Raw genomic sequence first — 21971 nt, forward strand, 5'->3', positions numbered from 1 at the left:
TCGGAGCATCCTGTCTGAAACATCCGGTTCGATCGTTCTGTAAACGCCTGCAAAGCGCGTTACTCACGGCATAGCCGGGTTACTCATCGAGAATCTGCGATACCTGATCAAGGCTGGCGCGCTGGCCACCGGTCAGGTTAAGTGTGACCTGACCGGAGGAACTCAGGGTCACGCTGTCGACACGAGAACTCATCTGCATATCCAGCTGTTCGGTCTGGCCAGCCACCGTGCCCGTCACCACAAACTGGTATTCGCCGGGATCGTAGGGAATCGGCACCGGATCACCGTTGCTGTCGAGTACCTGATCACCGTTTTCATCGGTGTAGTATTCCTGGCGGTTCAGCGCCGACACGTCGATGTCCTGGATTTCACCGTCCACCATCAGGTTGATACCGTCCCAGCGGATCGACAAAGGCCCACTGGCGTGGTTACCCAGATCAAACTGCTCCAGCACCTGACCACTGGCATCGGTAATGCTGAGCTGCATATTGCTGGCGCTGGAAGGCACCTCGGAATAGCCGCTGACCACTCCGCCGTTTAGTAACAGCCCGGTGGTATTGCCTTCAACAATCACCGACTGCCCCACCAGACTGGAGGCCTGCAAGGCCGAATAGGAAGAAAACTCGGACGCCATGCTTTCCGATGTGGTGTTGAGCTTGTCGAGCCCCTCCACCTGGGAGAACTGCGCCAGCTGTGCCACAAACGCCTGGTTATCCTGCGGGTCCAGCGGGTTCTGGTTGTTCAGCTGAGCCACCATCAGCTCCAGAAAGGCATCACGACCCAGCGCGTTGTCGGCGGTCTGGGCCTGGACCGAGCTGCTGTTTTCACTGCGGTATTGGTCCAGCGCACTGCTGGACGTTACATCACCAATTGCCATACACGGTTCTCCCCTGGCCCTTATTCACCCAGCGCCAATGTGCGCTGCAGCATCTGTTTGGCGGTTTTCAGTACTTCCACGTTCATCTGGTAGCTGCGCGACGACGACATCATGTCGGTCATTTCTTCCACCACATTCACGTTGGGGTAATAGACATAACCGTCTTCGTTGGCCATTGGGTGGTCTGGCTGGAAACGTGCTTGCAGCGGTGCATCACTTTCCACAATGGCGGCCACTTTCACCCCGACACCGGTGTCACCTTCCAGCTTGCTGAACTGGTTCTGGTCGTTCACGCTCAGAAATTCCTGCTGCATCACTTCAAACCAGGGTTTGCGGGCGCGGTAGGTTTCATCCACCGAGCTGGACGCACTGTCGGCGTTGGCGATGTTACTGGCGGTGGTATTCATGCGGATCGACTGGGCATTCATGCCGGACCCGGCAATATCAAACACATTACTGAGTGACATGATTATTCTCCGCGGATGGCACCTTTAAGGCCCTTGAACTTGCTGCTCAGGAATTCAAAACTGGCGTTGTAATCGAGGCTGTTACGGGCATACAGCGCCTGTTCGATCTGGGAATCGACGGTGTTACCGTCAATGGAAGGCTGCGACGGGTTGCGATACAGCAGGCTTTCGTCAATGGTGCCAGTACCGGCAATATGGCCACTGTGAGTCTGTTCCAGCGGAAGACTGGTGGTAACAGCGCCAGCGTCCTGCTGGCGCTGTTCCACGGCCTCTTTCAGCGCTGCCTGAAAATTAAAGTCGCGAGCCTTGAATCCGGGGGTATCGGCATTGGCGAGGTTATTGGCCAGCACCTCGGCACGTTTGGCCCGTAATTGCAGAGCCTCGGAGTGATTGCCTAACGCATTATTGAAACTGATGGCGGTCATGATAAGCACCTGCTGCCGTTAACCTTTTATATGCAGGTTTTAGCAACGCCTATGCCAGATTTTTTTCCTTTTGTTTTTCAACAGGTTGAGATCAACTTACCAAAATCTGACATAAAAACCGGCAAACTTCGGTATAGCAGGAGGAAGCTTGCCGCCGCCAGTGCCGCTGTTTTCACTCCTGAAACGACAAAAATCTGACACCACTACACAACCACCAGCACGAGGGACCGTATGATTATTCTGATCGTTGCCGGAATTTTTATAACAGCCGTTGGTTTGACGTTCCTGATCCGGCCTTTTCGGCGTTACCAACAGCAAAAACGCCTCGACCGGATTGATGATTACCGTTTTCACCCGGCGATTTTGCGCAAGGTTCACAAACGTTATCCGCATCTGCTGGAGGAGCAGCTGGCCCTGGTGGAAATCGCACTACGAGACTATTTCAAGATGTGTCTGCTGGCCGGTCGCCGCGCCGTAGCCATGCCATCACAAGCGGTGGATGTTGCCTGGCACGAGTTCATTCTGTTCACACGCTCCTATGAAGAGTTCTGCCAGCAGAATTTCGGGCGTTTCCTGCATCACACCCCAACCGAAGCCATGACCAATGCGGCAGAAACCGTACCCGACAGCATTCGCCGTGCCTGGCGACTGGCCTGTGCACTGAATGAACAACACCCGGCCATCACCCACCCGACCCCACTGATTTTTGCGCTGGACCTGCAGCTCGCCATTCCGGACGGCTTCCGTTATCTGCCCAACTGCAAACAAAACCCGGATGCCCAGGGCCAATACAGCGGCAACAGTTATTGCACCAGCGACATTCATTGCAGCAGTGGTTGTTCTGGTGATTCGTGGGATAACAGCGAACGCAACAGCGGTTTTGGCGACTATGGGATCGGAAGCGACAACGGTGGCAGCGGTTGTTCAGGTGACAGTTCCGGCGGATGTTCAGGCGGTGGAGACTAGAGTGGAGACCAGAAAAGTAAAACGTCTATCGACGTAAAATCAGGAGGTTGGGGACGGTATTTTTCAACATAGTTGTCCGATAAACCATTAATCATGCCGCCATCGTCGCGGCCTGTATTTATTCCTTCCTCACCGGATTTAGCGTCACCGTTTCCTGCCAGCTCAGATTACGGATTCTCTTCCGGCTCCAACGTTCCGGGTGTTGTTTCATCGCCATTTCGCAGATCTGTTTTCTCCGCTCCAGGACGGCCTTGTCTTGTCCCTGATGACGCTGGTCAGGTGTCACGAAGCGGATACCGCTGTGGCAGTGTTCTTCGTTGTAATAGCGAGCAAACGTCACTACCTCACCCGCGGCCAATCACTCCACCGGGTCGTATAGGGCGGTGACAAGTTGTCTTGCTTCATGCCTCAGGATCTCTGGCTTGGGATACCCTGCCCTGCGAGAAACACTGCCCCTTTCTGCTTCTGATTCAATGAATCCAGTACTGACTTCAGCTTCTCACTTCGACCAGTATCGCCTTCGTCAAACATATCGAGCTGAGAGCGGCCTTCAGGATGGCAATGATCTGGCACGGGATTTACGCATGAGACGATCTCCTTGGTGCACTGATTATCCCGGAGAATCTCCAGTTATGAATGGCTCAGTTTTTTGGGAGGGTTGCACCACCACGTGATAACAAAATCACCAACTGTTCAGAGTTTCTAACACTCGCTTCGTCCATTCAAATGATTGAGAACGCTATCCAGACTCGGTGAAGTACTTCTGACAACTCTATTTTCCTTCCATAAGATCAGGTGTCCGGAGGCCCCGGAAGCATCTAACGATCAAGGCATGATCAAGAATGGTGCAAGAGGATTTCTGGGCAAAAGCCGTTCAAGTCTTTCGCCACAGTAGCAGTCTCTGTATCCACTATTTATCAACCCTTTTTGATGGTGTGCTCAACATTCATCAGCGATGTAAGCGAAACATGGATTTGAACCAGGATATTTAAATGATGTACGCAAAGGACTGGACGAAGGTCTCCCTCCCTGCAAGAAGAATAGAACGTATGGAGGCATTTTTTGCCAATCATGGTTTCACTCCGCACCGACACGACACATACGCCTTAGGCATTACACTCAACGGCGTTCACAGCTTCAGCTACAGGAAGTCAATGCGACACAGTATGCCGGGCAATGCAGTGATAATTCATCCGGATGAATTACATGATGGTGAAGCGGGTACAGAGATTGGTTTCCATTACAAAATTCTTTACCTCTCACCAGAGCACATCCAACAAGCACTCGGTGGGAAGCCCCTACCATTTGTTGCCGACGGTATTTCTTCTGATCCGCGAATAGTTTCAGCTATTTCCAATCTACTCACCGACTTGGAGAGTCCCTTGGATAGTTTGGAAGAGGATGACGGAATCTATGAAATTGCCCAGGCCCTTAACGACCTGACCAACTCAAGTGCTCGTCGCAAAAAAATCAACTACAGAGCTGCGGAGATGGTACGACAGTTCATTCTCGACGCATCCGAAGAGACTGTCACTATGGAGCGTTTGGAGCAGATATCAGGGGCTGATCGTTGGAGCCTATCGAGGGACTTTCGAGTTTTATTCGGAACCAGTCCATATCGTTATCTGACCCAGCGCCGTCTGGACAAGGCGAAGTTGAAGATTAGTGCAGGGATGGCTCTGGTCGATGTCGCCGCTGCCTGTGGTTTCACAGACCAAAGCCATATGACAAACCAATTCTCCAAGACATACGGATTACCTCCTGGCCGCTGGGCAAACCTTATGCAAAGCAGCTAACTGCCAACTTGCACGATCATACAAGACCCGTCATCGACTCGACTTTTAGACTCATTTCGGACTCTTGAACAGGCTCCAACGCTCCTTTGAGTGATTTGGCTGCATGTCTGGAGTTCGGGTGAAGTCAGACCTTCTTGATAGCAAGAGCCGGCTTCCAATCTAAAATTCTTAATAGGGACTTAGTTATGAAATTTGAAAGCAAAGTTAACCCAGTCGCAGGCACTGTTGGCGGAACCGTTGGTGGCACTGTTGGCGGAACCGTTGGTGGCACTGTTGGTGGCACCCTGGGTCTGGAAGGTGTACAGCTCGCAACCTCATTGACCAAGTAATAACCAGGCCACCCTATTGGGTGGCCGTTTATACACCTTAAAGATGGGGGCTGCTCTGTGGTTACTGCAGTAGAAACCAAAAAATTTAGCTTATCAAAAAATACGATCCAGCAACGAGTTGGTGGTAGAACTGCAACTTACCACCGTCTACTGGGAGGATTGTTTTTTTTGGACGATGCAGGCCAAGAGGTTCTGCAGTCCTTTAAAAAGAACAAAACAGTGCCGGAGCATGTGCTTCAGGGACAGGCAAATACTCGAGAAGAGGAGCTGATCCAGCAGCTGATTGCTCGACGTATCCTGGTAGAGAACTCATCGCCTCAGCCGAAGAAGGCTACTCCGCCAATCGATAAGAAAGTCAATATCATCCAGCTGATTCTGGCCAATGCCTGTAACTTCGGGTGCACCTATTGTTTCGAAGGTGTCCAGGGCAAAGAGATGTCTGTTGATGACGAAATTACCAAGGTCGAAGAATCCAGGATCATCGCGAAGGACAGCATTAAGGTAAACATTGAAGACTCCATGTATGCCTCCAAAGAGCGGTTTGAGCACCAATACAGCCCCAAAAATCGCTCCATGAAACCGGAAGATGGTGTTGCATATGTGGAGTCTGCATTAAAGGTCGCACGCTCCGAAGGCATCCGAGAGGTCATGGTTCAATTTTTTGGCGGTGAACCGATGTTGAACTGGCGCACCATCAAGGCTGTTTTGGAACGATTTGGTCGCGGAGAAAAGGATGACATGATCATTCACTATTCGACAGTGACCAATGGCTCCTTAATCACCGACGAAGTATCCAAAACGTTCAGTGAATACGAAGTGGCTGTCTGCGTAAGCGTGGACTCACCGAACAGCCCCAGCCGACCGCTGAAAAACGGGGACGATAGTATGCCCGTGGTCATGCAAGGCCTTCGAAAACTTCAGCAATACAACAATCGGGTAGCCCTAAACTCCGCCTTAACATCCGCCACGTGGGATGATTTCAACGAAGGTATCGTTGATTTAGCTGTCGACGTTGGCGCCAAGGAAATTGGCGTGGTTGTCGACTTCGCCCCCACTTTTTACTCTGAGTACGGTGCCGACAATATCGTTGATCGTCTTTGGAATGTTGTTCAGTACGGGCGAAAAAACGGTGTGGTTTTAACTGGCTACTGGCATCAGATATTTCAGGTAATGCTGGGATTCGACACGGTCAGTTACCGAGGATTCAAAAATTGCTCGGCGAAAGGGGCTCAGTTCAGCATCGAACCTAATGGCTCAGTATTCGCCTGTAAGGCTGGTTCAACATTACTGGGCGACATTCGGGATGAAACCAAGATTCTGAATGAACAGCCCTATTTGGATCACGCGATGCTACGCCAAGAAAACCCTGAATATTGCCGCGGCTGTGAGATCGAGGGTTTTTGCGGTGGACTCTGCCTGGGGCCGCTTGAAAAGAAATATGGCTCCATCAATACCGTAGATGAATCAGCTTGCGACTTCTATCGAGGTATTACCAGAAAGCACATTGAAGCAATTCAGCCCTACGAAATTGCCACCTTTGATCTTAAACCAGCCTAAGGAAGGACTACGACATGACAGCTACAGCTCTCGCGCCCAAAATCTCTTTTGAGAACAGTGCCAACAAAGACTATCTGGAAAATGGTTACTGTGTGATCGACATGCCCGAAGTATCCCAGGATCTGTTGGATTCTTTCGGTGAGATGCCTCGGGATATGCATAGCCTGGGCAGGCTCCGGAAGATTCGGTTGACCCAGTACTTTGCATATTGGGAAGAAGGGGAATGGTTTTTCGCCCCGCTCCCAAAACGCAAATACGTGCAATCAGCGGACTACATCAGGCTGGCGGAAGCAGGCGGAGTAGCTCGTCACCGAGAACAAATCATCGGTGATCCGACTGCTTTGGTTGCTGCGGTGCTAAATCAGCTGCCTGTTACTCTCGATGACATGTTTCAGATTAACGTCAATCAGATCCGGGTTATTGCAAACACCGAGTTTAAGGGTGTCACTGTGCCAGAAGGTCCTCACCGAGACGGCCACGAATTCAGCGTGATTGCCATTGCGAAGAGGCATAATGTAAAAGGTGGTGAAACTCAGGTGATAGATCCATTAACTGGTGATGTCTTGTATCAAACAACATTAGATGAAAACCAAGCCATTCTGATTGATGATGAGCGTTTCATCCATTATGCAACCAACATCGAACCTGAAGTTGGCACTGAAGGCCACCGGGACATCTGGGTCATTGAGATCAACCGTTGGCAATATCGGGCCTATGGGCCAGCTCACGAACGCGCCTCACTGGTTTGATTCATGAGCAACCTCCCCAGTCTTGAAATCGATAAAGACAGACCTAGCAGGAAGGTGCCGTCAACCCGACGGGCCTTCCTCAGGGTTCTCCCTTCTGCGATTGCTATTATCCCAGTAAGCATGCTTTTTGGCGTGCTAGCGTATCGTGCAAACTGGAGCCTGCTTGAAGTTCTGGCCGCTGGTTTTCTAGGGTTTACCGGAAGTGGCCAGTTCGCTTTGCTACCGCTAGCAGATACAGATGCCAGCTTTCTAACCATGCTCCTGATATGTGCATCGATTAACAGTCGTTACTTTCCGATCGCCTTCACAACGACCAAACGTTTACCTAGAACAGTACTACCCAGAATGTTTGTGTCACATATGCTTGGTGATGAAGCCTATGCTACCGAAAGAACCAGCGATACAGTCCTAGAAACACTGGTCATTAGGCTGACCATTTTTGTTTTCTGGGTAGTATCTGGTGTCATCGGCGCTCTGCTTGCACAAGCAATTCCTGGCGCGTGGTTAAGTAGTGATATCCACCTTGGGTTTCCTGCCAGTGTCGTGTTGGTCTACCTGTCTGTAACCCAAATAAAGATGCGGGTGTCTGGTGTCTATTTTCATAAATCGATGATGATTGCAGCCTGCTTGATATTGGCCACTGCGAGTTATGAGTGGTTAGGACCAACCTATTTCTGGATTCCGAGCGTACTCATTACAGCTATCATTTTGGACAAGTGGAAAAAATATGAATGATGGCTCAATAACTGCGATCGCGGCCTTATTTGCAACAAGCTTGCTAGTTAGAGTGATTCCAGTGCTATGTAATATCCAGTTCCCTACGAAGCTATCCAAGTGGATGGAGAATATTCTACCACTGGCTGTTTTCTTGAATTTTATTACGTATATATTTTTGCAAGAGATGCAGGTATCACCCGAGCCTGCTCTGGCGTCCTTGGCGATCACTGTTCTGCTGGCCTATTTAAATATTGGGGGACTATTTGCAGGCGTGTTTGGAGGCTGTTTTACGTACTACTTACTTTCGACTTGGTAGTCGAAAGTAAGTCCACCTTGTGTTCAAGGCACAGCAACGCCTCACACCTTCGAGAGGATGTATTGTTCCAGCTGGCCGGGTAACCTTGGTTTCCTCTGTCGCCTGCCATTAAACTCCCTCAAGGCATACATACAAGTAATAGATTTCGTATGCGAATTGCTGTTCGTGCTGATACGCAAGAATTGATCGACCTGGAAGACCCGAGCCAGTTTTGATATTGCCCCGCTGTTGCGGACACTTTCGTGCTATCCATTCTTCGTCTCGTACTCTAGCGGGCTGAGATAACCCAGACCAGAGTGCAGGCGTGATAGGTTGTAGAAGCCATCAACTTTCGTGTTTTAGCTTGTGGGTGTCGGAGATACGATCCAGCATCGTTTTGGTCGCCCGAACTTCAAGCGCAATAGTGCTCGGCGTAGCTTCAACATCGACGATGATGTTTTTGCTGACGTCAATCATATAGTTCGTGGAGTAAAAGAAGTTGGCGGGGCCTTTGGCACCTGACCACTGACACAACGGGGGGATAACAGAAAAAGCCGCAGGCTGGTAATAAACCGGCTACCAGCCAGACAGCTATCGGGCCCGATAAATAATACCGGGGAAACACTGCACCATATCAAAGTACTCACCGAGATTATTCAGACTCTCGGAGGCCCCCAACAGTAAGTACCCTTTGGGATTCAGACAGGCATGCATACGTTTGAGAATGTCGTATTTCAGATCTGCCGAAAAATAGATCAGCACGTTGCGACAGAAAATAATGTCGAACTTGCCGAGCCCGGAAAAATTCTGCTGCAAATTCTGCGAACGGAATTCCACCCGCGCCTTGATCTTCTGATCGATCTGCCAGCGATCGCTGTCGAGCTGGTGAAAATAGCTTTTCAGATGCTGGTCGCTCATACCGCGACGGATCGCCAGTTGCTGATACGTGCCTTCACGGGCAATCGCCAGCGAACTGGGCGAAATATCGGTAGCGAGAATCCGCTCACCCGACATCAGAGACCCCATATTACGCTTGCGGTATTCCTCGATTTCGATACTCAGGGAATAGGGTTCCTGCCCGGTTGAACAGGCCGCCGACCAGATACGCAGTGGACGCCGGGTTGCGGCCATTTCAGGCAACAGGCGTTCACGAAAAATCCGGTAAGGATGCTCATCCCGAAACCACAGGGTTTCGTTAGTGGTCATGGCATCGATGACTTCTTCCTGCAGCTTGCGGTTGGTTTCAACCGTACGCAGCAGGTCACTGATGGTTCGCAGAGCATTCTGATCCATCATCCGACGTAAACGGCTGCTGACCAGATACTCCTTACCTTCGCCCAACGTGATGCCACTGGAGCGTTCCAGCATGTCACGGAAGCGATTGTATTCCTCGGCCGTAATCTTGAGAGTCATTATGGATTCCGACTACTAATGCATACCACCTTGTTCAGGTAAACCAAGCAGTGACGATCACCTGGATGACCGTCACTACAAGGGCCTGCGTCCTAGAGCGATTCGATTTGTCGCGACACCTGACCCGCAAGAACATCCGGATCAAATTTGGCGATAAAATCATCAGCTCCCACCTTTTCCACCATGGCTTTGTTAAACACGCCACTTAGTGACGAGTGCAATACCACGTGAAAACCAGCCATACGGCTATCTGCCCGTATACGGGTAGTCAGCGTATAACCATCCATCTCCGGCATCTCAATATCCGATATCAGCATCATGTATTCGTCCTGAAGACGACGACCAGAATCTGCGATCGAATAAAGATGCTCCCAGGCCTGTCGGCCATCTTCCAGCGCCACTACCTCAACACCGATATTCTCCAGACAACGAATAATCTGTTTACGGGCAATCTTGGAATCGTCAACGATGAGCACCTTGTGAGACTGAGCTCGCTTATGAATTTCGGGCGAAATCAGGCCTGCAGAGATCTCTTCGTTTATTGGCGATACCTCGGCGAGGATTTTCTCCACGTCGATGATTTCCACCAGCTGTTTGTCTACCTGGGTTACTGCTGTGAGATAGTGCTCGCGACCAGTTCCCTTTGGTGGCGGATGAATATCTTCCCAATTCATATTAATGATGCGCTCAACCCCTGCCACAAGGAAACCCTGGGTTTTGAGGTTGTACTCGGTGATGATCACAAACGCATTCTTCAGGTCTTTAAGCCCGGTATTCCCCGTGGCCAGACTCATATCCATAATCGGGATTGTCCCCGAACGGATATGCGCCACCCCCCGAACAACCGGATTGCTGCCTGGCAAGATCGTCATCTTCGGGCACTGGAGAACCTCCTTCACCTTGAAGACGTTGATACCGTAGATCTGCTGCCCGTTCACACGGAACAGCAACAGCTCCAGACGGTTCTCGCCGACCAGCTGCGTTCGCTGATTTACCGCATCCAACACACCGGCCATAACAAACTCCTGCTGATTGACCCGGCACAACCTTTGCTCGATACCCTTATGAGACCTGCAAAAGCCAACTGATCGCCAGAATCATGACGTTCAACATCAGTCTGATAAGAGCATAGTAGAGAACCCGAACATGCACAGGACAAATGCACGGAAATTTTCAGTACTGCTGATTGGCCTGCCCGCCAGCCTGTTACTGGTGCTCGCCAACGCCCATGCCGACTGGCAGGAGGACATTCGTCAACAGTTACTGAGCGACTGGGCCAACATCACCGGACCCGACACAGATGCCAATATCAGCTTCCCCGGCGTCAGTAATCAGTTAAGCCTGCCCGACTGCCGTCAGCCAACCGCCATTAACCTGCTCAAACCGTTACAACCAGGACGCAATAGCATCGAAATTCGCTGCAGCGATCCCTGGTGGCAACAGAATATCGCTATTCAGTTACACAACTTTCGCAACGTCGCCGTTCTGACGCGCGCCCTGAATAACGGCGAACCCCTGACACCGGAAGCCGTTAACTGGATACGCCAGGATGTCGGCGAACTTAATCAGGGCTTCTTCACGACCCCGGAAGACATCATCGGACAAACGGCAAAACGCACGCTGCGCGCGGGAACCGTGCTCAGTCCCGACCAGATCCAACAACCAATGGCGGTGGCTCGTGGAGACAAGGTACGGATTGTGCTTCGAAAAGCTGTTATCCACCTCGAAACCGATGGCACCGCCCAGCAGGATGGCCGGATTGGTGAACGTATCCGGGTCAGGAACAGCCAGTCCGGCAAAACCGTTAATGCCATCGTGGTCGCTAGTGGTGAAGTTGAAATTCGCTAACCGCTACTAACTCTCAGCGCGCGCGGGTAGCACGAAAAACGATCATCGCAACATTCAGACATTTTCGCTAAAGGTCAGCAATAAATGGCCGATACCAACAAGGCAGGAGTGTAACCTATGCACTGGTTCGGAGATTTCACCATGAACATAAACAAACTGACCGGAGGCGTCGACAACAGCCGCCCCCGCAAGGAAACCGCAGCGGTCACTACCGACAGCCCGGACAACACCACAACCAGAAGTACAGAGTCTGCTGGCGGTGGTTATAGCGATCAGGTCAAACTGAGCGCCAGCAGCAAAAGTATCCAGCAAATTGAAGCCGAGATTGGACAGATGCCGGAAGTGAACGACGCCACCGTTGAACGCATACGTTCCGCCATCGCCAATGGCGAATACAAGATCGATTATGAAAAGCTGGCAGGAAAAATGCTGGATTTCGAGGGTCGCCTGAACTGATAACGGGGCCCTCATGATCACTATCGCCTTGTCTGACCTCAACCAGCTTGCCAACCTGCTGCTAAATGAACTGGCTCTGGGACGCCTGCTGCAACAGCAGCTTGATCAGGAACGTGAACACCTGCGCCAACAGGATCTGGTTGCCCTAGAACAGGATTGCCGCCGTAAATCGGCACTGCTCCAGAAAATGAATGGTCTGGCCAACGAACGCCTGACCTGGATGAGTGAACACCAGCTGCCGCTGGCCGAACACTTCCTGCAACATCCGTCTATTCGCGAAGCGGACAACATTTGCCAACTATGGCAACAACTGGCCACCCAATACCGCCACAACCGGGCCTGCTCGGAACAAATGAATGAACTGGTACTGACTGCACGCCGCCGCGTACAACAACGACTACGCCTGTTGCGAGGCACACCACAGTCAACGCTGATCTACAATTCAAAAGGATCAACCAATAGCCAATCATCATCGCGCGGTTATTTACAGGCCTGATACATGACAGACAACGAGACTGAACAGCCGGATTGCCTGCTGCAATCTCCGGAGGACATCTATGGTGCCCTGCGCAAACTGGTGCTGATGCAAGAGTCTGTGACGGTACAGATCGATGGCAGTGAACAGCAATACCATGCCGAACTGGTCAACACCGATTTCCGCAGTCGCAGCTTCTTTATGACCGAAGTGATCCCCGACGACGGCAACCAGCTGATCCGCCAGGGTCATCGTTTTCGTATCGATAGTGACCACCAGGGAATTTATATCGGCTTTCGAGCCGACGGCCGTTTGCGTTTCCAGCCGGGTGAACACCAGTATCGTGCCGAGTTTCCCAGCGAAGTCACCTACCGCCAGCGCCGCAGCTCCTATCGGGTTGAAGTACCCGCCGCGCACCGCCTGCAACTGAGCCTGCCACTGCCAGACCTCGACAAACGCCTGTTTGGTCAATTGCTCGATTTGTCTGAAAACGGCTTCAAGGCGCGATTCAGTGGTAATCTGCAATACCAGCTCCAGCCCGGCACGTGTTTTCCGGGAGCCAGTATCCACTTCAACGAAGATCATCATATGGATTGTGATCTGGAAGCCCGCCACCTGTTGCTGAATGAACATGGCGATACCATGGTGGGATTTGTGTTTACGCTGATTTCCAGTGACGCCCAACGCTACATTCGAAAACTGATTACCGACTTCCAGTGGGAAGAACGTGAACGCAAACGTTTGCGCGAAGAAAACCAGACCTGACCTGCTACCGGTCAATGCTATAGCGACAATCGGCAAAACGGGCTGACAGCAGCCTCAACAGGCATTACAATCCGCGCCCTGTCTCTCTATAGCTCAACAGGATAGAGCACCCGCCTCCTAAGCGGGCGATCTGGGTTCGAGTCCCGGTGGGGAGGCCATATCTTCTTTTTTCCCGTCTTTACTGACCACTAAAACCGCTACAAAGCCCATGAATACTGGATTCCATGTACTCCAGTGTTACACGCGGAATGTTTTCATGATCAGCCCATGATTGCACCATTGTCCGCTACGTCCTGTTATCGGCATGTTCCATTGGTGTGTCTTTTGCTCCGCCTCTAACCCCTGTATTGTGGCGGCACGCTTCTTATCTGATGCTGCATCAGGGATCGTTGCAGGCTCAAAAATTCTCTTTACGGCTTTTTTACGCAAATGGCGTGGCTGCCATCTCGAATTTTTACACCCATCCTGACGACAATACCCGAACTGCTCATCTCCACCCGAGAGCCCACAACAGGAGTGATGTCCAGTGTACAAGTTGTTTCGTCCGGTTCTGTTTGTTTGTGGGATCGTCGCATGGGTGATGGCCGGATTTCTCATTATTCCCGCTCTGTATTCCCTGTACTCAGGTGATCAGGAGCACAACGCGTTTTTTGTCGCTTCCGGAATTGTTGCCGCCTGTGGTGTGGTGATGATGGCACCGGGTTATGCCCCACCGTTTTCGCTCAATGCCCGTCAGCTGTATTTGTTAACCGGCCTTAGCTGGTTGTCACTTTCGTTTTTCAGCGCCGCCCCTTTTATGTTGGTCAGCCATCCGATGTCACTGGCGGATGCGGTATTCGAAGCCGTCTCGGGGATTACCACCACTGGTTCAACGGTACTGAATCATCTGGCACAAACGCCGCCGTCGATTCTGTTGTGGCGCTCGATGCTGCAATGGATTGGCGGTTTTGGTGTGATCGGTATGGCCATCACCATTCTGCCGTTCCTGCGCGTAGGTGGTATGCGCCTGTTCCAGACCGAGTCTTCAGACTGGTCAGACAAATCCATGCCGCGTTTCCAGGCCATGGCACGGGGTCTGCTGGTGGTGTATCTGGGCCTGACCATTCTCTGTTCTGCCAGTTATTGGCTGGCTGGTATGACGCCGTTTGATGCCATCAACCATGCCATGGCAACGGTTTCCACTGGTGGTTTTGCTACAGACGACAGCTCCATGGGGCGTTTCAGCCTCGATATCCTGTGGATCTCAACCTTCTTTATGATTCTCGGCGGCCTGCCATTCACCCTGTATATCCGCTTTCTGCACAGCCGCCGTCTGGCGGCCTTGAAAGATGAGCAAGTGGTAGCGTTTCTGGTGATTGTGGTTGGTCTGGTGGCAGCACTGACACTGCAGCGTATGACCATCAGTGATGAGTCGTTCTACTCAATCCTGACCCACAACGCGTTTAATATCGTTTCGGTGATTACCACGACCGGCTTTGCATCGCAGGACTACACCCAGTGGGGTATGTTCGCAGTTGCCATGTTCTTCTTTGTGACCTTTATCGGTGCCTGTTCTGGCTCGACCAGTGGTGGTATGAAGATTTTCCGCTTCCAGCTGTCGTGGTTGTTCCTGCGCGAACAAATGCAGAAACTGGTGCACCCGAACGGCGTATTCTCAGCCCGTTACAATGGCAAACCGATCACCGACGACATCATGGGATCGGCAGTGGCGTTTTCGTTCCTGTTTTTCCTGGTACTGACCGTTACCACTTTTCTGCTGGTGTTGATTGGCCTCGATTTTGTGACCGCTCTGACCGGTGCCGCCACCGCTCTGACCAACGTCGGCCCGGGTTTGGGGGATGTGATTGGTCCCGCCGGTAACTTCGCAACAGTACCCGACAGCGGCAAGTGGCTGCTGAGTTTTGCCATGATTCTGGGGCGTCTGGAAATGCTGACCCTGATGGTGCTGTTTACTCCGATTTTCTGGAGAGGTTAAGACCTTGCCGGTACGTGAACCCCGCTCAACCGTCGTACACCAGTGGCTGATTGCGCTTGCCTTGCCACTATTAGTCACACTGATTTGCCAGACCTTTGACCATCTGTTGCCCGATGCCAGTTTTGCCATGTTTTATCTGGCTGGCGTGTTGCTGACGGCCTTCACTACAGCAACCGGTCCGGCCTTGCTGGCAGCAGTTGTGTCGTTTCTGGCGTTCAACTTCTTTTTTACCACCCCACGTTACACCCTGTTTATCCTGCACCAGGAGGACGTGCTGACCGCCTCGATTCTGGTGCTGGTTGCCGTGCTCACCGGCCACCTCGCCGCTGGATTGCGCCAGAAGGTACAGGTACTGGAAAACAGCATGCACTGGACTCGCCAGCAAATGGCGCTGGCACAAGCTCTGGCAGGCTGCGTCACCACTCGTGATCTGTTCAACACCTTTGCGGTCCATTCACGTCCCTTGGTCGCTGCCGGTTATTTCCGGATTGAGTCACTGGGTGGTATGACAGTGGCGTCTCGTGATGGCGCCCCATGTGTGCATCACAGCCACGACCGCATCAGCCTTGCGATTCAGGACAAGGATGGTAATACCGAAGGGTTCAGCCTGGTGTTCCTGAAACAGCAACCGGACTGGATCATGACCCATCTGGATGCCACTCTGGAGCTGTTACGTCTGGCCCTGAGCCGGGTTCAGCTGCTGGGCAACCTGCAACAGGAAACCATCATCAAGGAACGCGAGCAGCTGCGTTCGGCGCTGTTATCGTCGATTTCCCATGACCTGCGTACCCCACTGGCCACCATGATCGGCTCGGTCAGCAGCTTGCGTGATTTACGCGGCAGCCTGACCGCCGAACAACAGGACGAACTGCTGACCAATACCCTGACCGAAGCCCGTCGCCTCGACCGTTATATCCAGAAGCTGCTGGATATGACCCGCATAGGCCAGGGCGAGCTGAAGCTGGAACGCGACTGGGCCGGTATCGACGAAATCGTCAGTGTGTCATTGCGCCGCCTGAAGCCACTGCTGAACGACCAGCATATCGAAACCCATATCGCCGAAGACCTGCCGCTGCTGTACGTACACGCCGCTCTGGTCGAACAGGCGGTGTTTAACGTCCTCGAAAACGCTGTGCGTTATACCCCATCCGGCAAAAGCATCCGTATTGATGCCCACCAGCAAAACGACAAGCTGCTGATTGATATCACCGACTCTGGCCCCGGCATGCCCGAAGAACAGTGGAAACAGGTGTTTGATATGTTTTTCACGCTCGCCCAGGGTGACCATCAGACCGGTGGCACCGGCCTCGGCCTGACCATTTGCCAGAGTATTCTGGGTGCCCACGGTGGCCAGGCCTCGGTATTGTTCAGTAGCCCGGATACCGGCACCTGTTTCCGTCTGACCTTGCCGCTGGAGCGTCTGGCTCCGGAAGGGGAAGTAATATGATCCGTATTCTGGTTATTGATGACGAACCGCAAATCCGGCGCTTTCTGAACATCAGTCTGGAATCCCAGGGTTATGAAATCATTGAAGCCGATACTGGCCGCGGCGGTATTCAGCTGTCGGCGCTGGAACAACCCGACCTGATTATTCTCGATCTCGGTTTACCCGATATGGACGGTCAGGATGTGTTGCGGGAAATCCGCGAGTTCAGTGAAACCCCGGTGATTGTGCTGTCGGTACGTAACAGCGAGCGCGAGAAAGTGCTGGCACTGGATAACGGCTGTAACGATTACGTCGAGAAGCCGTTTGGTGTGAAAGAATTGCTGGCGCGCATCCGCGCCGTGCTGCGCACCCGCAGCAGCAACCGCGAAGCACCAGCAGCCAGCTGGGATGACGGTCATTTGCGGATTGATTTTGTCTCGCGCACGGTCAGCCTCAACGGCGAGCGTATCCGCTTGTCACCACGGGAATACGAGCTGCTGCTGGAGTTTATCCAGCACCCCGGTCAGATGCTGACCCAGCAATATTTGCTGCGCAAATTCTGGGGTTCTGACCATCTCGATGATTCACATTATCTGCGGATCTACATTCGCCAGATTCGCAACAAGATTGGCGATGACCCTACCAGTCCGCGTTATATCGAAACGGAGGCCGGTGTCGGTTACCGGTTTATTGCAGAATGATCGAGTTATTTTTCCCGGCAGCCGGTGTTATCAACAGCCACAAGCCGAGTCGTCGTGATGTGCGAGCCATGAACGTACGCTGTCGGCATCAAGACGTACATCCCAGGAGTTCTCGCGTCTATAAGTGCCTGTCAGGGGATTTCCACCAATATACACAGGACGTTGTTGCAGGCTGGCCGCAGGGACGTGAATATGCACCAGGTTTTTCCCATCCAGGGTTATTACCCGGCAAAATGATTGGCACATGATATTGCAGCTGACCCGACCAGGCTCCTGCAAACCTTCCAGAAATTCCGCAATGACCCGTTCCGGGTAATGAATACCTGCCAGCTCGTAGGTTTCGTCCGCCAACTCCCGCAAGCCTAAAAAGATGTCGCCACCGTCGGTGTTGGCAAACGCGCTGTAGGTTTCCCAGATATCTTCCGGCAAGGCACCGAGGCCATCGCGGCCCTGCGCCAGTTTGCACTCCACCTCGCGGTTTTCACGCAGGGCTCGAATATCCTCAAGCGTTTCAATCAGGGTCATGAGCGGCTTCGATCAGTGAGTATGCTATCGAGTATGACCAATCCACAGGCGCTTGCCTACTTTTGCCCTCAACCTGTCTAACTTTCGTTAGAAAATATCTACAGGCCGAACGAGCGACATAAAAAAATCCGGGCACCTTGCGGTAACCCGGATTTTTTTAATGGCCAGGTGGTAATCGCTTACCACCCGTGATTACAGGGAATCAGGCCAGTTGTTCAACACGAATGCGGGTAACACTACCCACAGTGCTGTCGAGGCCTTCAATGGCCGCGATCGCTGCGTTCATGTTCTTTTCCTGAATGCGGTGAGTCAGCAGAATGATCTGTGCCAGCTCTTCGCCTTCTTTTGGCTCTTTCTGGATGATGGCTTCGATGTTGATACCACGCTCACTCAGAATGGTCGCAACAGACGCCAGAACACCAGCCTTGTCCTGTACCTGAATACGCAGGTAGTAGGCAGTTTCCACTTCTTCGATTGGCAGTACCTGAACGTCTTCGATCTTGTCGAAAGCCAGGTGGTTCACACGAACAGACGCGTCAGCATCCATGGTGCGAGCCAGGTCGACCAGGTCGGCAACCACAGCAGAGGCAGTTGGACCAGCACCAGCGCCAGCTCCGACGTACAGAGTGTTGCCAACGGCGTTGCCGTTTACCATAACCGCGTTCAGAACACCGTCAACCTTGGCGATTGGACGTGCTTCCGGAATCAGGGTCGGGTGAACGCGCAGGTCGATACCTTTTTCAGTCTGACGGCTCACGCCCAGATGCTTGATGCGGTAACCCAGTTCCTCAGCGAACTCCACGTCTTCACGGGTGATCTTGCTGATGCCTTCGGTGTAGCAACGCTCAAACTGCAGCGGGATGCCGTAAGCAATAGAGGACAGGATGGTCAGCTTGTGGGCGGCATCAATACCTTCCACGTCGAAGGTTGGATCGGCTTCGGCGTAACCCAGCTCCTGGGCTTCTTTCAGCACGTCGTAGAAATCACGACCCTTGTCGCGCATTTCAGTCAGGATGAAGTTACCAGTGCCGTTGATGATACCGGCCAGCCAGTTGATACGGTTAGCAGCCAGACCTTCACGGATCGCCTTGATGATCGGAATACCGCCAGCAACGGCCGCTTCGTACATCACGGAAACACCTTTGGCTTCTGCAGCAGCAAAGATCTCGTCACCGTGAACCGCAATCAGGGCCTTGTTGGCCGTCACAACGTGTTTGCCGTTTTCAATGGCAGTCAGAACCAGTTTCTTGGCAACATCATAACCACCGATCAGTTCGACGATGACGTCAACGTCCGGGTTGGTGGCTACAGCGAAGACATCATCCGTGACCTTGGTGTTGCTGGTATCACAGGCAGGGTTCAGGCTGCGCGCCGCTACCTGCTCGACAATAATCTCGCGACCCGCCCGGCGTGCGATGTTTTGCGCATTGGTGGCCAGCACGTTGAAAGTGCCGCCGCCGACTGTACCTAAACCACAGATACCTACTTTTACCGGTTTCAAGGTCGTCTCCTCTGAGAATATAAAAATGGTCTGGTAATCCGTTGCCGGGATCAGCAGACACGATTCCGGAACCAGAATAGGGCTCCGTTTTACAGGTCAGGCAAGGTGAGGGCGAATCAACCAGCCTGACATCCACCCGCTCGTGGCGGACAGACTTCACCGCCCTGTTTAGCAGGAACGATTCAGAATTCACGCGGCTAACGCTAACCACTCAGGTGACCGTTGCAGCAAAACACAAATGTACCATAGTCAGGGCGATTCTTGACCTCTGTGATCAGGTAAAACGCGACTCTGGTCGTGCGTCGGAGGGATTATGCCGAAATCTGTCAACCCGTTTTCCGCTACCCTTGCAGACCTTCTGCATGGCATCATCTGCACGCTTTCTGCCCCGACAGACAAAGCGCCCAAGGCTACTGGATGGCGTCGTTTACCGCAATGGCGGCAGCCTGCCGCAGTATGATTTCCCACTGCAATCCACGCGGCCTGGCATCCCAATTGACAAGATCATTGAACAGCACTGGCTTTGCGTGGTAAAAACAAAACTGTTGTATAGCAAAACAATTGTAGCAGCAGTGCATTATTTCTGTTCAAATCTGCACCTCAGCTGACGTTTGCCCGTTACTTAATAAGAACAGCCATAACACCGGGGATCTCTCCATGATCAATATTGATGACATCATCGCGATCGACTTCCACACCCATGCAGAAGAGCCCTGCACCTGTCACCGCGATGACGGTTATTACGAGTTCCAATCCGATTTCGCCAAGTACTTCAAGAATCCGGCTGGCCACAACATGCTGCCAACCGTTGAAGAAACCGCGGCCTACTACCGTGAGCGCAAAATCGCAGCGGTGATTTTCCCGGTCGATGCCGAGCGTGAAACCGGCTTCAAACGCTACGAAAACGAAGAAGTGGCGCGTATCTGTGCCGACAACAACGACATCCTGATTCCGTTTGCCTCTATTGATCCGGCCAAAGGCCGTGTGGGTGCCCGTGAAGCCCGTCGTCTGGTACGTGAGTTTGGCGTAAAAGGCTTCAAGTTTCACCCAACCATGCAGGGCTTCTACCCTAACGATCGTTCGGCTTATGTGCTGTATGAAGCCATTGCCGAAGAAGGTGCGGTGATGTTGTTCCACACCGGCCAGACTGGTGTTGGTGCAGGTTCCCACGGCGGCATGAACATGCGCCTGAAGTACTCCAACCCGATGTATCTGGATGACGTGGCCGCTGACTTCCCGGACACTCCGATCATTGCTGCTCACCCGGCGTTCCCATGGCTGGACGAACAGCTGTCGGTTGCGACCCACAAGCCGAACGTTTACATCGATATGTCTGGCTGGTCTCCAAAGTACTTCCAGCCAATTTTCATCCAGTACGCCAACAGCATTCTGAAACACAAGATGCTGTTCGGCTCTGACTGGCCGGTAATCACTCCGGACCGCTGGATTTCTGACTTCGAAAAAATCGGCATCAAAGACGAAGTTCGTCCGCTGATCATGAAAGAAAACGCGGCGAAGATTTTGGGTTACCGCAAGTAATCCTGAGGCTGTACAGCTGTCAGACCAAAACAAACTTGCTGTTTGTTTTATGAACCCTCTGAATAACTCTGCACAGCTCTACGCGGTGCTGCATCGAGTTATTCAGAGGGTCCTTTGGGAAAAACTGATGCCGGTTCTGATTTACAGAAACGACAAAACTGCTTTGACGATTTCAACAGAGCCAACAAAAAATCCAGAGTTCATTTGAACTCTGGATTTTTCACAATCAATCAGCGTCAGAAGATTATTACCAGTCGGCATGACGGCTGGTTCTTGCTTCCTGCATCAGCGTACCGCTGATACGTCCTCGGCTTGTGGCCCTTTATCACCACGCACCACACTGAACTTCACACGCTGACCTTCCGCCAGTGAACGATGCCCTTGTCCACGAATCGAACGGAAATGGACAAATACATCTTCGCCGTTATCCCAGGTGATGAAGCCAAAGCCCTTCTTGACGTTGAACCACTTGACCACACCGCGTTCGCGGCCGTCTTCAGTGTCTTCTTCCACCACGGTGCCTGATGAACGGCTACGCTTGCGCTCACCACCCAGCAACTGGATTGCCAGGGTAGAAACAAATGCAACTACCGCCTGAATCATCACCATCAGTGAAGAAACACCGGTATCACGCAGCAAGGCGCCATCCGCAGGTTGCAGTTCGCTGGTCAGAACGCTAAAAGAAACCAGCTCTGAAATCGCAACCGCAATCGCAGCCAGTGCGGACAAAATTATTTTCCGGACCATTGTTATACCTGTAGTGACATTGTGCGAATACGGGGCCAATATCCGACCCGTTTGAATCAAAACGTAAATACCTAAAAAAATCAACATGATACCCACGCTACTTTGAGCCTGGACAGGATGCTGAAGATGAACAATACCACCCAAGACGGTGATCTTGCACGAGCTCAGTCACGTATCGATGAGCTGGAAACCAGAATTACGTTTCTGGAGGATACAATTGACACATTAAACAGTGAAATTGCCCGATTATCGCAGGATTTTGTGATGGCGCACCAGGCTATGCAATTGATGAACCGCCGCCTTGAACAACTGGCCCAACACTCGGGTACAGACCGCATGGCGGGTGATGAACCACCACCGCCACACTACTGAGGTATCACACGCCAGCGGGACATATGCCCGGTGGCAGACTTCTGCTGTTC

General features: G+C 52.2%; 25 protein-coding genes, 1 tRNA gene and 1 pseudogene. 16 read left to right on the forward strand and 11 right to left on the reverse strand.

Going from position 1 to position 21971, the window contains the following annotated elements:
- Positions 1 to 79: 79 nt before the first annotated feature.
- The 3 genes from OUO13_RS11895 to flgB are packed head-to-tail and all read right to left on the reverse strand — an operon-like array spanning position 80 to position 1769.
- Positions 80 to 877 carry a flagellar hook assembly protein FlgD gene (locus OUO13_RS11895; RefSeq protein WP_283174111.1) on the reverse strand — a complete coding sequence of 266 codons (798 nt, stop codon included), beginning with the start codon at positions 875 to 877 and terminating at the stop codon, positions 80 to 82.
- Positions 878 to 897: 20 nt separating this feature from the next.
- On the reverse strand, positions 898 to 1344 hold the full coding sequence (gene flgC / locus OUO13_RS11900; RefSeq protein ID WP_283174112.1) for a flagellar basal body rod protein FlgC: 447 nt from the start codon (positions 1342 to 1344) through the stop codon (positions 898 to 900).
- Between the two features lie 2 nt (positions 1345 to 1346).
- Complete coding sequence (gene flgB / locus OUO13_RS11905) at positions 1347 to 1769, reverse strand: flagellar basal body rod protein FlgB (protein ID WP_283174113.1); 423 nt, start codon at positions 1767 to 1769, stop codon at positions 1347 to 1349.
- A gap of 231 nt (positions 1770 to 2000) precedes the next feature.
- On the opposite strand from flgB, the gene OUO13_RS11910 reads away from it, so the two are divergent.
- Positions 2001 to 2735 carry a glycine-rich domain-containing protein gene (locus OUO13_RS11910; protein WP_283174114.1) on the forward strand — a complete coding sequence of 245 codons (735 nt, stop codon included), beginning with the start codon at positions 2001 to 2003 and terminating at the stop codon, positions 2733 to 2735.
- Between the two features lie 118 nt (positions 2736 to 2853).
- On the opposite strand, the pseudogene OUO13_RS11915 reads toward OUO13_RS11910, so the two are convergent.
- Both OUO13_RS11915 and OUO13_RS20065 read right to left on the reverse strand, forming a co-directional pair.
- Positions 2854 to 3069: pseudogene (locus OUO13_RS11915) on the reverse strand (IS3-like element ISGur5 family transposase); the annotation flags it as partial.
- Between the two features lie 5 nt (positions 3070 to 3074).
- A complete protein-coding gene (locus OUO13_RS20065) occupies positions 3075 to 3140 on the reverse strand; it encodes a DUF4113 domain-containing protein (RefSeq protein WP_428982341.1) in 66 nt (21 codons plus the stop codon).
- Between the two features lie 587 nt (positions 3141 to 3727).
- Here OUO13_RS20065 and OUO13_RS11920 point away from each other — a divergent pair.
- The 5 genes from OUO13_RS11920 to OUO13_RS11940 all read left to right on the forward strand — a co-directional run bounded on the left by OUO13_RS11920 (position 3728) and on the right by OUO13_RS11940 (position 7901).
- A complete protein-coding gene (locus OUO13_RS11920; protein ID WP_283174115.1) occupies positions 3728 to 4531 on the forward strand; it encodes an AraC family transcriptional regulator in 804 nt (267 codons plus the stop codon).
- A 185-nt stretch (positions 4532 to 4716) separates the two neighbouring features.
- A complete protein-coding gene (locus tag OUO13_RS11925) occupies positions 4717 to 4860 on the forward strand; it encodes a hypothetical protein (RefSeq protein ID WP_283174116.1) in 144 nt (47 codons plus the stop codon).
- 57 nt (positions 4861 to 4917) lie between these two features.
- Positions 4918 to 6417 (forward strand): radical SAM/SPASM domain-containing protein, encoded by a 1500-nt coding sequence (locus tag OUO13_RS11930; protein ID WP_283174117.1) that lies wholly within the window; start codon positions 4918 to 4920, stop codon positions 6415 to 6417.
- Between the two features lie 14 nt (positions 6418 to 6431).
- Positions 6432 to 7166, forward strand: coding sequence for a 2OG-Fe dioxygenase family protein (locus OUO13_RS11935; protein WP_283174118.1), 735 nt, complete (start codon positions 6432 to 6434; stop codon positions 7164 to 7166).
- A gap of 3 nt (positions 7167 to 7169) precedes the next feature.
- The gene (locus OUO13_RS11940; RefSeq protein WP_283174119.1) at positions 7170 to 7901 is read left to right on the forward strand and encodes an AzlC family ABC transporter permease; all 732 of its coding nucleotides are present in this window, start codon (positions 7170 to 7172) and stop codon (positions 7899 to 7901) included.
- 622 nt (positions 7902 to 8523) lie between these two features.
- Here the strand turns inward: OUO13_RS11940 and OUO13_RS11945 are convergent.
- The 3 genes from OUO13_RS11945 to OUO13_RS11955 form a co-directional block, all read right to left on the reverse strand.
- The gene (locus OUO13_RS11945) at positions 8524 to 8655 is read right to left on the reverse strand and encodes a hypothetical protein (protein ID WP_283174120.1); all 132 of its coding nucleotides are present in this window, start codon (positions 8653 to 8655) and stop codon (positions 8524 to 8526) included.
- A 114-nt stretch (positions 8656 to 8769) separates the two neighbouring features.
- A complete protein-coding gene (locus OUO13_RS11950; protein ID WP_283174121.1) occupies positions 8770 to 9591 on the reverse strand; it encodes a CheR family methyltransferase in 822 nt (273 codons plus the stop codon).
- Positions 9592 to 9683: 92 nt separating this feature from the next.
- Positions 9684 to 10607: a chemotaxis protein CheV gene (locus OUO13_RS11955; RefSeq protein WP_283174122.1), complete on the reverse strand. Its 924-nt coding sequence runs from the start codon at positions 10605 to 10607 to the stop codon at positions 9684 to 9686.
- Positions 10608 to 10737: 130 nt separating this feature from the next.
- Here OUO13_RS11955 and flgA point away from each other — a divergent pair, with 130 nt between their 5' ends.
- From flgA to OUO13_RS11995, 8 genes are all read left to right on the forward strand, one after another.
- Positions 10738 to 11439, forward strand: coding sequence for a flagellar basal body P-ring formation chaperone FlgA (gene flgA / locus OUO13_RS11960; protein WP_283174123.1), 702 nt, complete (start codon positions 10738 to 10740; stop codon positions 11437 to 11439).
- Between the two features lie 117 nt (positions 11440 to 11556).
- Complete coding sequence (gene flgM / locus OUO13_RS11965; RefSeq protein WP_283174124.1) at positions 11557 to 11895, forward strand: flagellar biosynthesis anti-sigma factor FlgM; 339 nt, start codon at positions 11557 to 11559, stop codon at positions 11893 to 11895.
- A 13-nt stretch (positions 11896 to 11908) separates the two neighbouring features.
- The gene (gene flgN / locus OUO13_RS11970; RefSeq protein WP_283174125.1) at positions 11909 to 12391 is read left to right on the forward strand and encodes a flagellar export chaperone FlgN; all 483 of its coding nucleotides are present in this window, start codon (positions 11909 to 11911) and stop codon (positions 12389 to 12391) included.
- Between the two features lie 3 nt (positions 12392 to 12394).
- Complete coding sequence (locus OUO13_RS11975) at positions 12395 to 13135, forward strand: flagellar brake protein (protein ID WP_283174126.1); 741 nt, start codon at positions 12395 to 12397, stop codon at positions 13133 to 13135.
- An 82-nt stretch (positions 13136 to 13217) separates the two neighbouring features.
- Positions 13218 to 13293: transfer RNA gene (locus OUO13_RS11980), tRNA-Arg, on the forward strand.
- 368 nt (positions 13294 to 13661) lie between these two features.
- Positions 13662 to 15110, forward strand: a complete 1449-nt coding sequence (locus tag OUO13_RS11985; protein ID WP_283174127.1) for a TrkH family potassium uptake protein — start codon at positions 13662 to 13664, stop codon at positions 15108 to 15110.
- A 4-nt stretch (positions 15111 to 15114) separates the two neighbouring features.
- Complete coding sequence (locus tag OUO13_RS11990) at positions 15115 to 16557, forward strand: sensor histidine kinase (RefSeq protein WP_283174128.1); 1443 nt, start codon at positions 15115 to 15117, stop codon at positions 16555 to 16557.
- Complete coding sequence (locus OUO13_RS11995; RefSeq protein ID WP_283174129.1) at positions 16554 to 17237, forward strand: response regulator; 684 nt, start codon at positions 16554 to 16556, stop codon at positions 17235 to 17237. The genes OUO13_RS11990 and OUO13_RS11995 overlap by 4 nt, the downstream gene beginning before the upstream one ends.
- A gap of 30 nt (positions 17238 to 17267) precedes the next feature.
- Here OUO13_RS11995 and OUO13_RS12000 read toward each other — a convergent pair whose 3' ends face one another.
- Both OUO13_RS12000 and OUO13_RS12005 read right to left on the reverse strand, forming a co-directional pair.
- On the reverse strand, positions 17268 to 17762 hold the full coding sequence (locus OUO13_RS12000; RefSeq protein WP_283174130.1) for an AlbA family DNA-binding domain-containing protein: 495 nt from the start codon (positions 17760 to 17762) through the stop codon (positions 17268 to 17270).
- Positions 17763 to 17964: 202 nt separating this feature from the next.
- Positions 17965 to 19263, reverse strand: a complete 1299-nt coding sequence (locus OUO13_RS12005; protein ID WP_283174131.1) for a homoserine dehydrogenase — start codon at positions 19261 to 19263, stop codon at positions 17965 to 17967.
- 657 nt (positions 19264 to 19920) lie between these two features.
- Here OUO13_RS12005 and OUO13_RS12010 point away from each other — a divergent pair.
- The gene (locus tag OUO13_RS12010) at positions 19921 to 20802 is read left to right on the forward strand and encodes an amidohydrolase family protein (protein ID WP_283174132.1); all 882 of its coding nucleotides are present in this window, start codon (positions 19921 to 19923) and stop codon (positions 20800 to 20802) included.
- Between the two features lie 285 nt (positions 20803 to 21087).
- On the opposite strand, the gene OUO13_RS12015 is transcribed toward OUO13_RS12010, so the two are convergent.
- On the reverse strand, positions 21088 to 21531 hold the full coding sequence (locus OUO13_RS12015) for a cold-shock protein (RefSeq protein ID WP_283174133.1): 444 nt from the start codon (positions 21529 to 21531) through the stop codon (positions 21088 to 21090).
- A 144-nt stretch (positions 21532 to 21675) separates the two neighbouring features.
- Here OUO13_RS12015 and OUO13_RS12020 point away from each other — a divergent pair, with 144 nt between their 5' ends.
- Positions 21676 to 21921: a SlyX family protein gene (locus OUO13_RS12020; protein ID WP_283174134.1), complete on the forward strand. Its 246-nt coding sequence runs from the start codon at positions 21676 to 21678 to the stop codon at positions 21919 to 21921.
- Positions 21922 to 21971 lie beyond the last annotated feature (50 nt).

It is taken from the genome of Parathalassolituus penaei, from assembly GCF_026626885.1.
Classification (GTDB): Bacteria; Pseudomonadota; Gammaproteobacteria; order Pseudomonadales; family Oceanobacteraceae; genus Oceanobacter; species Oceanobacter penaei.